Here is a 15,476-nt window from a genome sequence, read left to right as displayed (position 1 = left end):
AGCTTCCTCGTCGACTCCGAGTCGCGCCTCGCCTCGGCCCTCGCGGGGATGAGGGACGGCGCCACGCCGCGCCGTCTCCCGCCCCCGCGGTCCCGGACACCGGGCACAAGCACTGAGGGGGCGGCCGTGATCAAGAAGATCATCCGCTTCTCGGCGGAGAACAAGTTCCTCGTCCTCGCCCTCTGGGCGGTCGCGGTCCTCCTCGCGTTCCGCGCGCTCCGGAACGTCCCGCTCGACGCGATCCCCGACCTCTCCGACACCCAGGTCATCGTCCTCTCGAGGTGGGACCGGAGCCCCGACATCCTCGAGGACCAGGTGACCTACCCGATCGTCAGCGCCCTCCTCGGGGCGCCGAAGGTGAAGACGATCCGGGGCTTCTCCGACTTCGGCTACTCGTTCGTCTACGTCATCTTCGAGGACGGGACCGACCTCTACTGGGCCCGCTCGCGCGTCCTCGAGTACCTCTCCAAGATCCAGGGGAGCCTGCCGCAGGGCGTGAAGACGGAGATCGGCCCCGACGCGACGGGCGTCGGGTGGGTCTACCAGTACGCCCTCGTCGACGAGACGGGGCAGACCTCCCTCGACGCGCTCCGCTCCTACCAGGACTGGTTCCTCCGCTACCAGCTCCAGTCGGTGCCGGGCGTCGCGGAGGTCGCGACCGTCGGCGGGATGGCGCGGCAGTACCAGGTCACCGTCGACCCGAACCGCCTCGCGGCGTACGGCATCTCCCTCGAGGCCGTCTCGGACGCGCTCCGGAAGAGCAACGACGAGGTCGGGGGGCGGCTCATCGAGATCTCCGGCCGCGAGTACATGGTCCGGGGGCGCGGGTACCTCAAGGGGACGGCCGACATCGAGAAGGTCGTCGTGAAGACCGACGAGCGCGGGACGCCGGTGACGATCAAGGACGTCGGCAGCGTCGCCCTCGGGCCCGACCTGCGCCGCGGGCTCGCCGAGCTGGACGGGAAAGGGGAGACCGTCGGCGGCATCGTCGTCATGCGCACCGGCGAGAACGCCCTCCACGTCATCGAGCGGGTCAAGGCGCGGATCGACGAGATCGCCCCGTCGCTCCCGCCCGGCGTGAAGCTCGTGACGACCTACGACCGCTCGACGCTCATCGAGTCGGCGATCGACAACCTGAAGGGGAAGCTGATCGAGGAGATCGTCATCGTCTCGATCGTCATCCTCATCTTCCTCTGGCACATCCCGAGCGCGCTCGTCCCGATCCTGACGATCCCGGTGTCGGTCCTCCTCGCGTTCATCCCGCTCCACCTGATGGGGATCACGGTCAACATCATGTCGCTCGGCGGCATCGCGATCTCGATCGGCGTCCTCGTCGACGGCGCGATCGTCGAGGTGGAGAACGCCTACAAGAAGCTCCAGATCTGGAACGACACGGGACGGAAGGGGGACTTCCACGCCGTCCGCCTCGAGGCGCTGATGGAGGTCGGCCCGTCGGTCTTCTTCTCCCTCCTCGTCATCGCCGTCTCGTTCCTCCCGATCTTCACGCTCGTCGACCAGGAGGGGCGCCTCTTCACGCCGCTCGCCTGGTCGAAGAACTTCGCGATGGCGATCGCGGCCGTCCTCGCCATCACGCTCGACCCGGCGATGCGGATGCTCTTCGCGCGGATGGACCCCTTCCGGTTCGGCTTCGCGCACGGCGGGGAGAGCGCCCTGGCGCGGCTCGTCCGGCTGCCCGCCCGCCTCGTCGAGAAGGCCGTCAACGCGGTCGCCGTCGGGACCTACCACGCCGAGGAGAAGCACCCCGTCTCGAAGGTCCTCTTCCGGCTCTACGACCCGGTCTGCCGGGCCGTGCTCCGCCACCCGAAGAAGGTCGTCGCGGTCTCGCTCCTCGTCCTCGTCTCGACCGTGCCGGTCTACCTCTCCCTCGGGTCGGAGTTCATGCCGCCGCTCCACGAGGGGACGATCCTCTACATGCCGACGACGCTCCCAGGCATCTCCGTCACGGAGGCCGCGAAGCTCCTGCAGACGCAGGACCGGGTCCTCGCGACGTTCCCCGAGGTGGAGCGGGTCTTCGGCAAGGCGGGGCGCGCCGAGACCTCGACCGACCCGGCGCCCCTCTCGATGATGGAGACGACGATCATCCTGAAGCCCGAAGACCAGTGGCGGCCGAAGGAGCGCTGGTTCTCCCCGTGGGCGCCGGACTGGCTGTCGGCGGTCCTCCGGCACGTCTGGCGCGACCGGATCACGTACGAGGAGCTCATCGGCGAGATGGACCGGGCGCTGAAGATCCCGGGCTCGACGAACGCCTGGACGATGCCGATCAAGGGGCGGATCGACATGCTCTCGACGGGGATCCGGACGCCGATCGGCGTGAAGGTCTTCGGCTCGGACCTCGCCGAGATCGAGCGGATCGGCGCCGAGGTCGAGGCGGCGGTGAAGACGCTCCCGGCGACGCGCTCGGCCTTCGCCGAGAGGGTCGCGGGAGGCTACTTCGTCGACTTCGAGCTGAAGCGCGACGCGCTCGCCCGCTACGGCCTCACGGCCGCCGACGCGAACATGGTGATCATGACCGCGATCGGCGGCGACACGGTGACGACGACCGTCGAGGGGCGGGCGCGCTACAGCGTCAACGTCCGCTACCCGCGCGAGCTGCGCGAGGACCTCTCGAGCCTCTCCCGTGTCCTCGTCCCGACGATGTCCGGCGCCCAGGTGCCGCTCGGGCAGCTCGCCGACATCCGCCTCGTGACCGGGCCGTCGATGATCCGCAACGAGAACGGGCTCCTCTCGGGCTACGTCTACGTCGACTTCGACACGTCGAAGGAGGACGTCGGGCGCTTCGTCGAGAAGGCGAAGGCCGCCGTCGCGGAGCGGGTGACGGTCCCGACCGGCTACTCCCTCGTCTGGAGCGGCCAGTGGGAGAACATGGTCCGGGTGCGGGAGCGGCTCAAGGTCGTCATCCCGGTCACCCTCGTCCTGATCTTTCTCCTCATGTACGCGAACACGAAGTCGGTGACGAAGACGCTCATCATCGTCCTGGCCGTCCCGTTCTCGGTCGTCGGCGCGGTCTGGTACCTCTGGCTTCTCGACTACAACATGTCGATCGCGGTCTGGGTCGGGATGATCGCCCTCATGGGCCTCGACGCCGAGACGGGGATCTTCATGCTCCTCTTCCTCGACCTCGCGCACGACGAGGCGAAGAAGAAGGGGCTCCTCCGAAACCTCCCCGACCTCGTAGAGGCGGTCGTCCACGGCGCCGTGAAGCGGATCCGGCCGAAGGCGATGACGGTCCTCTCGGCGTTCTTCGGGCTCCTGCCGATCATGTGGTCGACGGGGGTCGGGGCCGACATGATGAAGCGGATCGCCGCGCCGATGGTGGGCGGCCTCGTCACGTCGTTCGCCCTCGAGCTCCTCGTCTACCCGGCCGTCTACCTGCTCTGGAAGAAGCGGGAGCTGCCGGGGCCGGGAAAGCCCGGAGAGGAGGCCGCCGCGGTGGCGTGAGAAGCCTCGCGCTGAAGTCACTTCAGGCGTAGGTCACCGGCCGGGTCCATTCCCGTGAGGTCCCGGCCGGGGCCGGGGAGGATTCGTGCGCCTTGCCGTTCCGCTGCTCCTCGCGGCGTCTTTCACAGCGCCTGCAGCTGCGCGCGTCGTGTCGTACGCCCCCGTCACGAACAGGTACGCGACGCCCATCCACCAGCCCCGGGCGAGCGCCCGGTTCGTCCTGGCCGAATCGGACGTCCAGTCCGCCTGGTACTACTCCGCGATGCCCCGCGGTCGCCTCGTGGTTCACGACGCGACAGGCCAGGACGAACCGCGGGTCGTCCTGCCGACGGCCGGGCCGGAGGTGCTCTTCTCTGTCGCCGCCGCGAGGCCGGGTCCCGGCGGGCTCCTCCGGATCCTGGCCCTCGTCGACAGGAGCCCCCAGGGGACGGAGGACTACTCGAAGAAGGAGCTCCTCTTCAGCCGCGACGGGGGCGAGACCTGGATCGAGGTCCTCCTCCCCTCCGGAGTCCTCCCCGTGGTCGCGGTGGCGACGAGCCCGGTTGCCGATTTCGGGGGACCGAACGCCCGGGGCCGGCAGCCCTCGCTGAGGCTCGGCTCGGATACGACCCCGTTCTTCCTCTGCCTCCAGAAGTCGGCGTATGGGGACGACCGGGCCGTTGTCGCCGTGGACGACGACGGAGCGGCGCGGCTCCTGACCGAGGCGTCGATGGTCACCTGGCCGGACGGGCACGGCGCGCAGCTCGGGTACTTCCCGCGCTTCGTCGGCACGAGCCACGACGGTGCCTCGGTCCTGGTGGTCGGAGGCCTCCCGGCTCCCGGAGCGCCGGGCCAACGGTCGGCTGGACTCTGGCGCGTCGGCGCCTCCGGCGCCGTGGAGCGGCTCGCCGAGCTTCCGGGCGCGCTCCCGTCGTTCGAGGCGTGGCTCACGCCCGGCGGCCTCGCCTATCTCGACGTCGACCCGTGGGCGGGGCCCGCGCCGACGTCGCCGTTCCACGAGGGGCAGGGGCTGTACCTGGCCGAGGCCGGGACCGTGAGGCGGGTCGCCGGGCCCGAAGGAGCCTCCCCCGGCTCGAGCCAGAACGGCACGGAGCTGATTGCGATCCCGACATCCGACTTCGAGGGGGCCTGGGTCTCTCGCCGCGGCCTCGGAAGGCCGACGACGCTGGCCCGGCACACTCCCGGCGGCGGGCTGGTCGAGATGTGGAGCGACCCGACGGCCCCAGAGGTCGAAGCGCTCCACGCGGGCTCCTCCGGCCAGAGGCTCCTCGTTCAGGTTCACCGGCCGCGTCCGCAGATGGACCAGCGCCTCATCCTCGACCCGGCCCTGGCCGTCTGGGAAGTTGGGGGTTCCGCACCGGCCCGCTACGACGAGCTCTTCCTGAACGAGCAGCCGATCAAGGGGTTCGTCCACCTCGACGTCGAGACGGTGGCGTCCGGGCAGCCGTTCGTCTTCGATGCCGGAGCCCTGGAGGGATGGTGCTGCGCGGGGGCGGGCCGTCCGGCGACGGAGGGAGCGGGGGAGCCGACGTGTTCCAGGAGTGGGGCGTCGTCAAGGGGTCTCTCCGCCAGCGCCTCGTCATCCCGGCCGTCGCCCGGACCGGGGGCGCGGGCGGCGCGTTCTGGACGACGGACCTGGTCCTCGGGAACCCGGGCGCGGAACCGCTGGCCCTGGACCTCCGTTTCGTACCCGCCGAGGAGGGGGCGAGGACCGCGACGCGCCTCGGCCCGAACGAGATCCGGGTCGTCGCCGACGTTCTCGACTCGCTTTTCGGGATAGAGGCCGGCTCGGGGGCGCTCTTCCTCACTCCCGAGGGGACCCGCGTCGTCTCCGCGACGACCCGCACCTACACAGCCTCCGAGGAGGGGTCCTACGGGATGTCCCTCGGTGCGGTCGACCTCTTCGCCGCGTCGAGCGCCCGGTTCCCGCTGGCGTTCTCGGGAGCCTTCACCGGCTGGGGATACAGGACGAACGCGGGGGCGGTCGACGTCGCCGGACGGGGCGCGACCGTCGGCCTGAGGTTCGCGTCGGAGTCGGGATGGACGGGCCGGCCCGACGTCTTCGTCGAAGCCCGGCCCGGCGGGACGGCGCAGCTGAACCGGCTGGGTACGTGGCTGGGAGTCGAGCCGTGGCGGGCGGGCGCCCTGAAGTACGCGCCCACGCGCGGCGAGTCCATTCCGTTCGTCATTTCGATCGACGAGACGACGAACGATCCGACCGCCTGGCGACCCGACCTTCCCGCGCCGGTGGCGAGGGCGATCCCGGCGCTCGTCCACGCGGACGGCCGCAACGGCGCGCGCTTCCGGAGCGACCTCTTCCTCTACAACGACTCGGACGTGCCCGCGAGCGTCACGCTGGCGGCGAAGCGCTGGGATTCGACGGCTCCCGAGAAGCTCGTGACCCTCACGCTCTTTCCCCGCGAGGCGAAGGCCGTTCGCGACGCGCTCGCCGCCGTGTTCCAGCTGGAAGGTGTCGCCCGGCTCCGGTTCATGGCGGGAGAGGGCGGGGCCGGGCTCGGCGTCCGGGTCACGTCGCGGGCCTACACGGTGAGACCGGACGGCGGGACCTACGGCGTCCCTCTGCCGCCGCTCAACGCGTTCCAGATGGCCGGGGCCGGCGAGGCGCTCGAGCTCTTCGGCGTCCTCGGCGGACCGTCCTTCCGGACGAACCTCGCGCTCGTCGACATGTCCGCCTTCGCCGACGGCAAGACCGTGCGGGTTCGCGTCGAAGTGATCGGGACCGGCGGGGGGACGCTCGACTCCTTCGACGTCAACGTGCCGGTCGCCGGTGGAATCCAGATCGACGACGTCTTTCGCGCCCGGGGTCTCGGCAACGGCCCTCCCGCGGCCCTGCTCCGGGTCCTGCCGGCGGGAGGGCTCGTCGGGGCCTACGCGACGTCGATCGACCAGGGGACGAACGACGCGATCCTGATTTCCCCGGCCCTCGCCGCGCGGGACTGAACCACGGGAGGTGTCCCCGTCCGGCTCTCCCTACCTGCCGTAGGCCGTCTCCCGGTCGAGGATCGTCAGCGTTCGCGCGTAGAGATGCTCGACCTCTTCGCGGCTGTTGCCGATGGCGGTGACGCCGATCTTCCCGTACTGCGAGAGCGCGCCGATGAGGTGGAAGAGGACCCCCGACTCGGTGTTGTGCGAGTAGTGGAGGCCGTTGATCGTCAGGATCTCGATCAGGTCCTCCGGGAGGAGGCCGCGGTACGCCTCCGACTTCAGGTTGTCGGTGGCGCGGTAGTACTTCGGAATGCCACGAGGTGAGAAGAAGAGCCCGGTCCCGGCGTCGATCTGTCCGCCCGTGATGAACTGGAGGGCGAGGTAGGGATGGGTCGTCCCTCCCATCCGGAGGTTGATCTCGAGAGCGTGCGTGACCCACTCGTCCGAGCCTTCCCGGCGTGTCGCGAGGAAGTCGACGGCGAGGCGGCTCATCACTCCCTTCCGGGCCAGGACGGCGCCGATCTTCATCGCCTCGTCCTGGATCTTCAGCCGGTACTCGCTCGCGGCGGGGAAGAGGCAGCCGAGGAAGACCTGGCCGCTCGTCCCGCCGAGGACCTGGTCGTGGGTCGAGATCGGGATGACGGCCCCGTGCGGGTCGACGCGAAGCTGCACGCTCGGCGAAGTCTTGTGGTCGCCGTCGAGGAACTCCTCGACGATCCCCCCCATCCGCTCGAAACGGGCGAAGTAGTCGGCGTTCGTCTCCCACGACACGGCGTACTCGAACCGCTCCATCGCCTCCCTCACGGAATCGCGGTCGACCCGGTCGGGGTAGCGGAAGAGCGCGTTTCCCTCTCCCGAGAAGCTGTCGTCGAGCTTGACGACGGCCTTGCGCAGGCCCGGGCGGCGGCGGTGAAGCTCGAGGAGCGCCTCCTCGACGTCGTGGAGCGTGCGGAGGTCTTCGAAGCCCTCCGGAAGAGGCACCCCTGCCTCCCGGAAGACCTTCCGGCTGCCCGACTTCGTCCCGAGGTGCCCGAGGGCTGGGTCGACGCCGTTCAGCGGGATGCCGAGCAGGACGGCCAGCTTCCGCTCGAGAGGTGTGGAATTGAAGACGGTGAGGTAGGCCCTCGACGGGTCCCCGATCCCGGCGCGGATCCGCTCGATCAGCCTGGGCCGCTCGAGGATCTTCTCCGTGAGGGATCGCGGCGAGTCGTCGTAGGCGCAGAGGAGCGTCAACCGCGAGCGGGCGTGGCTCGCCGGAACTCCGACCAGGAGCTGGAAGTAGTACTCGAGGACCAGGGGATGGACGGGCTGGGAGGTCACGAAGACGATCCGCGCCCGGGGGTTCCGGAGACGGATCAGGAGGAACAGGAGCCGCTCCTCGTAGAAGCTCGACCCCTCCAGCTTCTGGAGCTCGCTCTGATCGAGCGTCAGCGACGGGACGACTACGGACGTGTGGGGCTCCTCGTCTCGCATGGAGATGGAGTCCCAGACTTCCTTCAGCCTCGGCTTGAGCTTCTCGAACTCGGCGAGCTCACGCTCGGGCGTCAGGTCCGACGCAAACGGTAGTTTCGGGATCACGCATCGGCATTCTAGCGTTTCGATCCGTTCGGAAGCGGCACGATTCTTGTTCTTACGCGAGTCGAAGGATCGCGACGAGATGCACGAGCGCCGTTCCACCGGCTTCACCCTGATAGAGATACTCGTCGTCGTGGCAATACTGGGGATCGTCGTCGCGATCTCCGTCATCAACTACCTGAATGCCATCGGGAGGGCGCGGCAGCGCCGGTCCATGTCGGACATGCGGAGCCTCGCGACAGCAATCGAAACGTACGCGACCGACCTCAACCGCTACCCTCCCGCGAGTGCTTTCGTCATGCCGGCGGGCCTCGGTCTTCCGACCCTGAACCTCGCGAACGCGCGCCCATACCTCCAGCCGACCTACATCAAGATGGTGCCCATGGTGGACGGCTGGAACTCGTGGTTCCTGTACGGGACGACGGCTGCGAGGTCCGACTACGCGCTCCGATCCGCCGGTCAGGGCGGCGTGCCGCAGGTAACCGTCGATTTCGGACCGACGACGGCCTTCGCGGACGACATCATTCTCGTGAACGGACAGTTCGTTCAGTGGCCGGAGGGGGTCCAGAGGTGACGCCGGAGAGGTTTCCGGCTGGTGGCGCCGACACTCTTCGCGAGCGCCCGGGCCGAGTTCCGACATTATTTGTCGGTCGTACTGAGGGGATGGCGTTCAGAGACCGCCGGAGGGGCGGTCTTCGGTGGTCCTGTCGTCGGCGCGGTTCTTGCTTGGCAGGGTGAAAAGGAGGCTTCCTCAAATGAAAAGGAATCCTAAGGGCTTCACCCTCATCGAACTCCTGATCGTCGTCGCGATCATCGGCATCATCGTCGCCATCGCGATCCCCAACCTGCTGAACGCCATCCAGCGTGCCAAGCAGCGGCGGACGATGGGCGACATCCGGAGCGCTTCGACGGCCGTCGAGGCGTACGCGGTCGACCTGAACCGTTACCCGCCGGCCGCGGGCAGCTACGATCTCCCGTTCGCGATGGGCACGACGACGATGAACGTCGTCAGGGGCTACCTCTCCCCGACCTACATCAAGTCCGTTCCGCTGCGGGACGGCTGGAATTCCTGGTTCCGGTACGTCACGGACGCCACGGGATCCGCCTACATCTTTGCCTCCCCCGGCAAGGACGGTGTGATGACGGTGGCCGCCGTGGGCACCCCCGTCGGTGCGACGACCGACTTCAACGCGGACATCGTCTACAGCAACGGTTCCTTCCTGCAGTGGCCCGAGGGCGTCCAGCGCTAACGCGCTGACGAATCCATCGACCCTGAACCCCCGGGCACCTGGCCCGGGGGTTTTCTCGTTTCCGGGGCTCGGCGGCGCGCGCGTGTGCTCCCTTTGCCCGCGCCTCGGGGAAACCGCCGGGAAGGCCTCAGCCGGTCCTCGTCCCGTGAAGCTCCAGCCGGGCGTTCCAGCCTCCGGCGCGGAACTCGACGTGCGCGGACGCGATCTCCAGCGAACGGGCCGCGGACTTCGGTGTGTGAAGTGGCAGGTTCGCCGTGGCTCGATTCACGTCGAAAGCCAGCCAGCGGGGTGGGTGAAGTGTTCCCGGCTCCTCCTGAACGGCCCGAAGAGCCTCCTTCACGAGGCCGGCGAGGAGGACGTCGTCGTCGCCCGCCGCCTGGACGGGAACGACCTGCCCGTCGGAGGCCCCCTCGGGGATCGGCGCTCCATACGTGGCCTCGAGGACTTTGGTCAGGGCCGCCTGGAACAGCTCCTCCCGGTTGGGGGCGCTGACTGACAGCTGGATGGTCTCCGGACTCTCACTCAGTTCGTTGGGCACGAATGCCTCCTTCCGCAAGGAGCGATCTTAGCCCTGCCGCACGGCCCCACTCGCGGAGAGAATGCGATCGTGGGCCGAGCTTCCCTGTCCGAACGCCTTCGAGACCGGATCGGGTGCGAAGGCCCTCTGCGGTTCGACGCATTCCAGGAGTCTGCCCTCTACGACCCGGACGGGGGCTACTACGAGCGAGCGGGACGCGTGGGCAGGGCGGGAGACTTCGTGACGGGTGCCTCGTGGCACCCGGCGTTCGCCCGCTGCCTCGTCCGGATCGTCGCCCGCCTGGCGGACGAGATCGCCCCGCCCGTCGACGTCGTCGATTTCGGCGCGGGAGAGGGGGAGCTCCTGTCGTTCTTTTCCGGCGCCCTGCCGCAAGCCCTCGGAGTTCGGCTTGCCGGGGTCGAGGCCTCGACCGTGCGCCGGGCGGCCGCGGAGGCGCGTCTCCCCGGGGCCCGCCTCGTCGCTTCCGTGGGCGACCTTCCAGCCGGTTCGGAAGGCCTCTTCGTGGCGTACGAGCTGTTCGATGCCCTTCCGGTTCGCGCCCTGCGCGTCTCGGAAGACGGTTCTCTCTGCGAGAGAAGGGTCGCGAACGGCGCGGACGGCGGCTTCGAATGGTTCGATGCCCCCTGCCCCGACAGTCCGGAGCTCCTCGCCCAGCTCGCCCGCCGCGGCGCCCTTCTCGAGCCGGGGCAGCTCCTGGAAGTCCGACCCGGTGCCGCCGCTCTCGCGAGGGAGATCGGCGCCCGGCTCGCGAGGGGGATGCTCCTCGTCTTCGATTACGGCGCGCCGACCCGCGCCCTCTACGGCCCGGCCCGCGCAAACGGGACGCTCGAGGCGTTCGTGGGGCATTGCGTGACGCGGGACGTCCTCGCCGACCCCGGGAGCCGCGACATCACGGCCTGGGTCGACTTCAGCGAGCTCGAAGAGGCGCTTCGAGACGCGGGGCTGACCGTCCACGGCCTCGTGTCCCAGTCGCGGCTTCTCCTCGCTAGCGGGATCGCCAGCGAGCTGCTACTCCCTCCCGGCGCAGCCGACTCACCGGAACGGGCGGCCGAGCGCAACGCGGTGGCGAAGCTCGTGATGCCGGGAGGCATGGGAGAGTCGATCCGCGTTCTCGTGGCCGAGCGAAAAACGGGACTGGGGAAGTCCTTGATCTCCAATCCCTTGGTTTGACTTAAGAACATCGCGCCCAGACAATCCGCCGCATGTGACGACGCGCACAAACCAGGGGCGCAGGCGCCCCCGGCGATGCGCGTCCACGGGGGGCCCGAGGCTGTGGAAAGCTATATCCCGATCCTCTTCTTCGCTGCGATCGCGGCCGTGTTTCCCGTCGCGATACTCCTCGTCATGGCGCTCTTCCGGCAGCAGGCGCCGAACGCGACGAAGCTCTCGCCCTACGAGTGCGGGGTGGTGTCTTCGACCGACGCCCACGACCACCGCTTCTCGGTCCGCTACTACCTGATCGCGGTCCTCTTCGTCGTCTTCGACGTCGAGACGGTCTTCCTGTTTCCCTGGGCGGTCATGTACGACAAGCTCCTCCTCTTCGGCCTGATCGAGATGGCGATATTTCTCTACATCCTCGTCCTCGGATACGTCTACGTCTGGAAGAGGGGGGCGCTCTCGTGGGCCTGATCAGGGACCTGCCGGACAACGTCATCACGACCTCCGTCGACGCCCTGATCGGCTGGGGGCGGAAGAACTCCCTCTGGCCGCTCCAGTTCGGCCTCGCCTGCTGCGCCATCGAGATGATGGCGGTCGTCGACAGCCGCCACGACATGGCGCGCTTCGGCGCCGAGGTCTTCCGCGGCTCGCCGCGGCAGGCCGACCTGATGCTCGTCGCCGGAACGGTGACCGAGAAGATGGCGCCGATCGTCAGGCGCCTCTACGACCAGATGGCCGACCCGAAGTGGGTCATCGCGATGGGCTCCTGCGCCACCTGCGGAGGACCCTACAAGACCTACGCGGTCACGCAGGGGGTCGACCGGCTGATCCCGGTCGACGTCTACGTCCCCGGCTGCCCTCCGCGGCCGGAGGCGCTCCTCTACGGGCTCCTCGAGCTGCAGAAGAAGATCCAGAAGTCGCGCACGCTGCGGCGGGCGTCGTGAACGGGCCAGCGCGATGACTGACGAAAAGCCGACAGCCCCCGACGCCCCTGCGTCCGCCGCCGTTGCCCCGAAGGCCGCCGAGCCGGTGCCCGTACCCGCGGCGGCTCCGGCCTCCGAGCCGCCCGCCGCCGCAGCGCCGAAGCCCGCGGCCGAAGGCGCCCTCCCCGCGGCGGCTCCCGCGGCCCCGAAGGCCGCCGCCCCCGCCGCGCCCCCCAAGCCCGCCGCGCCGAAACCGACCGATGCCTCCGGCAAGCCCCTCATCGCCGCGCTCGCCGCGGCCGTTCCCGGAGCGGTCCTCGAGGCGTACGAGTTCGTCGGTGAGACGACCGCGAAAATCGCTCCGGAGCACCTCGTTGCAGCCTGCCGGTACCTGAAGGACGAGGAAGGCTTCACCTACCTCGTCGACGAGACCGCGGTCGACTGGAAGGACCGCCAGCCCCGCTTCGACGTCCTCCTCCTCCTCCACTCCTTCTCCCGCGGGCAGGAACGGCTCCGCCTGAAGGTGGGCGTCGCGGAGGACGGGGCGTGCCCCACCGTGACGGGCGTCTGGGAGACGGCGAACTGGATGGAGCGCGAGGCCTTCGACATGTACGGCGTCCGGTTCGACGGGCACCCCGACCTGCGCCGGATCCTGACCTGGGACGGCTTCCAGGGGCACCCGCTCCGGAAGGACTTCCCCATCGAGGGGATCGACACCGGCGCGGCCATCTACCCCGACCGGTATCCCGAAGGGGGCGGTCCCGGGCCGAAGGACACGAACCGGAAGGTGCTCTCATGAGCGAGTCGACGCCCGGCACCGTCGCGCAGTTCCCACCGCTGGCGGGTCCGCCGCTCCTCGGGCTCCACGAGATGGAGCTCAACTTCGGGCCGCAGCACCCGTCGACGCACGGCGTCCTGCGCCTCGTCCTGAAGGTCGACGGCGAGCGGATCGTCTCGGCCCGTCCCGACGTCGGATACCTCCACCGCGGCACCGAAAAGCTCTTCGAGACCGAGACGTTCCCGATGGTCATCCCGCACACCGACCGGATGGACTACGTCGCGGCCGCAACGAACAACCACGCCTACTGCCTCGTCGTCGAGAAGCTCCTCGGCGTCGAGGTGCCGAAGCGGGCCCAGTACATCCGGGTCCTCCTCGACGAGATGCAGCGGATCTCGTCGCACGTCCTCTGGCTCGCGACGGCGGCGATCGACCTCGGCGCCATCACGCCGTTCTTCTACACGTTCCGCGACCGGGAGGTCATCCTCGACCTCTTCGAGGAGTACTGCGGCGCCCGCCTCACGCTGAACTGCATGCGGATCGGCGGCCTCCCCGTCGACCTGACGCCGGGCTGGCTCGAGAAGGTCCGCGCCTTCACCGAGCCGTTCGAGAAGTGCATCGACGAGTACGAGGACCTCCTGACCGAGAACCGGATCTGGAAGGAGCGGACGGTCGGGATCGCCGTCCTCGACGAGAAGCGCTGCATCGAGTGGGGCGTGACGGGACCGGTCCTCAGGGCCGCGGGGAAAGCCTGGGACATCCGCAGGGCGCTCCCCTACGAGGTCTACCCCGAGCTCGAGTTCGACATCCCCGTCGGGAAGAACGCCGACACCTACGACCGCTACCTCGTCCGGGTCGCCGAGATCCGGCAGAGCCGGCGGATCGTCCTGCAGTGTCTCGACTGGCTCGAGAAGAACCCGGGGACCGAGATCCGCGGGAAGGTCCCGCGCGTCATCAAGCCGCCGGCAGGCGAAGCCTACGCCTGCGTCGAGGCGCCGAAGGGGGAGCTCGGCTTCCATCTCGTCGCCAGCGGCGGGAACAAGCCGTACCGTCTCCACGTCCGGCCCCCGAGCTTCATCAACCTCCAGGCCCTCCCCGAGATGGCGCAGGGGCACCTCGTCGGGGACCTCGTGGCCGTCATCGGGACGATCGACATCGTCCTCGGCGAAGTCGACCGTTAGGAACGCGATGTCGCACACCCTCCTCCACAACGTCCTGATCCCCTTCCTGAAGGGGGCGATCACCGTCGTCGCCCTCGGCCTCGCGGCCGGCATCCTGACGTGGATCGAACGCCGGCTCCTCGGGCGGCTCCAGATCCGCAAGGGGCCGAACCGGGTCGGTCCGCAGGGCTTCTTCCAGTGGATCGCCGACACGGTCAAGCTCGTCTTCAAGGAAGACATCGTTCCGTCGCGGGCCGAGAAGGCCCTGCACCTCCTCGGGCCGCTCCTCCTCTTCGTCCCGGCCGTCGTCGTCCTCGGCCTCGTCCCGTGGGGGCCGGAGCTCACGCTCTTCGGCGTGACGACGCCCCTCCACGCGGCGGCCGACCTCAACGTCGGCCTCCTCCTGATCCTCGCGGTCTCCACGATCGGGGTCTACGGGATCATCCTGTCGGGCTGGGCCTCGAACTCGAAGTACCCGCTCCTCGGAGGCCTCCGCTCGGCCGCGCAGCTGATCAGCTACGAGGTGCCGATGGGGCTCGCGGTCGTCTCCGCGATCCTGATGTCGGGCTCTCTCTCGATGGTCGAGATCATCGAGGCGCAGCGCAAGGCGGGCGTCTGGTTCGTCTTCCCGGGCCTCATCGCCTTCTTCCTCTACTTCGTCTCCGGCGTCGCCGAGACGAACCGGACCCCGTTCGACCTCCCCGAGGCCGAGAGCGAGCTCGTCGGCGGCTTCCACACGGAGTACTCGGGCTTCCGCTGGGCCGTCTTCTTCATGTCCGAGTACGGGAACATGATCTCCGTCTCGGCCGTCGCCACGACGCTCTTCTTCGGCGGCTGGCTCCGCCCCTTCCCGAACGTCGCGTGGCTCTCGTTCCTCGACGTGATCCCGGCCTTCTTCTGGTTCGCCGGGAAGGTCTTCCTCTTCCTCCTGACCTACATCTGGTTCCGGGCGACCTTCCCGCGCTACCGGTTCGACCAGCTGATGGCCCTCGGGTGGAAGACCCTGATCCCGATCTCCCTCGGCAACCTCGCCCTCGTCGCGATCGCCGTCCTCTGGGGCGCGGCCGGCCTGAAGGTCCTCGGAGCGGTCCTCGTCCTCCTCGTCGCGGCGGGTTTCCTCGCCGTCTGGATCAGGCCGGCCCGGCCGCGGAGCTCGACGACGATGGCCTCCCCGAACGTGGAGGTGCGCGCGTGAGCTTCCTCGACCGCATCCTCCTCCTCGACATCTTCGGCGGCCTGAGGCTCACGGCGAAACACGCGGCCCGCAAGGCCGACACGGTGGAGTACCCCGAGCAGTGCAAGGAACCGAGCGAGCGGTTCCGCGGGATGTTCCGGCTCGACGAGGAACGCTGCATCAAGTGCACGCTCTGCGCGATCGAGTGCCCGATCAACATCATCTACATCGACTGGCACACCGAGAAGACCCCCGAGGGGAAGGCCGAGAAGAAGCTCGACCGCTTCGACCTCGACATGAAGCGGTGCATGTTCTGCGGCCTCTGCGAGGAGGCCTGCCCGACGAACCCGCGCTCGATCTGGCTCGCCACGAAGACCTACGAGCTGGGCGTCTACGAGAGGAACGAGGGGCTCTACCTCGACCTGAAGAAGCTGACGAAGTGGGACGAGAACGTGAAGCCGTACCCGGGCGTCGACCCCGACAAGGCGCCGGTGAATCCGGCCAAGGAGAAGTGA

General features: G+C 69.0%; 13 protein-coding genes. 11 read left to right on the top strand and 2 right to left on the bottom strand.

The features are described from left to right. Positions 1-126 precede the first annotated feature (126 nt). Positions 127-3,459, top strand: coding sequence for an efflux RND transporter permease subunit (locus IPN03_16725; protein MBK9375317.1), 3,333 nt, complete (start codon positions 127-129; stop codon positions 3,457-3,459). 148 nt (positions 3,460-3,607) lie between these two features. Further along, entirely contained in the window at positions 3,608-5,239 is a 1,632-nt protein-coding gene (locus tag IPN03_16720) for a hypothetical protein (GenBank protein ID MBK9375316.1), read from the top strand. A gap of 1,211 nt (positions 5,240-6,450) precedes the next feature. Here IPN03_16720 and IPN03_16715 read toward each other — a convergent pair. Continuing rightward, positions 6,451-7,878, bottom strand: a complete 1,428-nt coding sequence (locus tag IPN03_16715; protein ID MBK9375315.1) for a carboxylate-amine ligase — start codon at positions 7,876-7,878, stop codon at positions 6,451-6,453. Between the two features lie 184 nt (positions 7,879-8,062). On the opposite strand from IPN03_16715, the gene IPN03_16710 reads away from it, so the two are divergent. Further along, positions 8,063-8,554 carry a type II secretion system protein GspG gene (locus IPN03_16710; protein ID MBK9375314.1) on the top strand — a complete coding sequence of 164 codons (492 nt, stop codon included), beginning with the start codon at positions 8,063-8,065 and terminating at the stop codon, positions 8,552-8,554. 181 nt (positions 8,555-8,735) lie between these two features. Next, entirely contained in the window at positions 8,736-9,230 is a 495-nt protein-coding gene (locus IPN03_16705) for a prepilin-type N-terminal cleavage/methylation domain-containing protein (GenBank protein MBK9375313.1), read from the top strand. A gap of 127 nt (positions 9,231-9,357) precedes the next feature. Here the strand turns inward: IPN03_16705 and IPN03_16700 are convergent, their stop codons facing one another. Further along, complete coding sequence (locus IPN03_16700) at positions 9,358-9,768, bottom strand: hypothetical protein (protein ID MBK9375312.1); 411 nt, start codon at positions 9,766-9,768, stop codon at positions 9,358-9,360. A gap of 69 nt (positions 9,769-9,837) precedes the next feature. On the opposite strand from IPN03_16700, the gene IPN03_16695 reads away from it, so the two are divergent. The 7 genes from IPN03_16695 (at position 9,838) to IPN03_16665 (ending at position 15,476) form a co-directional block, all read left to right on the top strand. After that, positions 9,838-10,938, top strand: coding sequence for an SAM-dependent methyltransferase (locus IPN03_16695; GenBank protein MBK9375311.1), 1,101 nt, complete (start codon positions 9,838-9,840; stop codon positions 10,936-10,938). 75 nt (positions 10,939-11,013) lie between these two features. Then, positions 11,014-11,397 carry an NADH-quinone oxidoreductase subunit A gene (gene ndhC, locus IPN03_16690; protein MBK9375310.1) on the top strand — a complete coding sequence of 128 codons (384 nt, stop codon included), beginning with the start codon at positions 11,014-11,016 and terminating at the stop codon, positions 11,395-11,397. Next, positions 11,388-11,870 carry an NADH-quinone oxidoreductase subunit B gene (locus IPN03_16685; protein ID MBK9375309.1) on the top strand — a complete coding sequence of 161 codons (483 nt, stop codon included), beginning with the start codon at positions 11,388-11,390 and terminating at the stop codon, positions 11,868-11,870. Before ndhC ends, IPN03_16685 begins: the two co-directional genes overlap by 10 nt. A gap of 259 nt (positions 11,871-12,129) precedes the next feature. Then, on the top strand, positions 12,130-12,648 hold the full coding sequence (locus tag IPN03_16680; GenBank protein ID MBK9375308.1) for an NADH-quinone oxidoreductase subunit C: 519 nt from the start codon (positions 12,130-12,132) through the stop codon (positions 12,646-12,648). Continuing rightward, positions 12,645-13,808, top strand: a complete 1,164-nt coding sequence (locus IPN03_16675) for an NADH-quinone oxidoreductase subunit D (GenBank protein ID MBK9375307.1) — start codon at positions 12,645-12,647, stop codon at positions 13,806-13,808. Before IPN03_16680 ends, IPN03_16675 begins: the two co-directional genes overlap by 4 nt. A gap of 7 nt (positions 13,809-13,815) precedes the next feature. Further along, the gene (gene nuoH, locus IPN03_16670; protein ID MBK9375306.1) at positions 13,816-14,982 is read left to right on the top strand and encodes an NADH-quinone oxidoreductase subunit NuoH; all 1,167 of its coding nucleotides are present in this window, start codon (positions 13,816-13,818) and stop codon (positions 14,980-14,982) included. Continuing rightward, complete coding sequence (locus tag IPN03_16665) at positions 14,979-15,476, top strand: NADH-quinone oxidoreductase subunit I (GenBank protein ID MBK9375305.1); 498 nt, start codon at positions 14,979-14,981, stop codon at positions 15,474-15,476. The genes nuoH and IPN03_16665 overlap by 4 nt, the downstream gene beginning before the upstream one ends.

Source organism: Holophagales bacterium (genome assembly GCA_016719485.1).
GTDB lineage: Bacteria > Acidobacteriota > Thermoanaerobaculia > UBA5066 > UBA5066 > UBA5066.
This window is presented reverse-complemented; position numbering and strand designations above follow the sequence as displayed.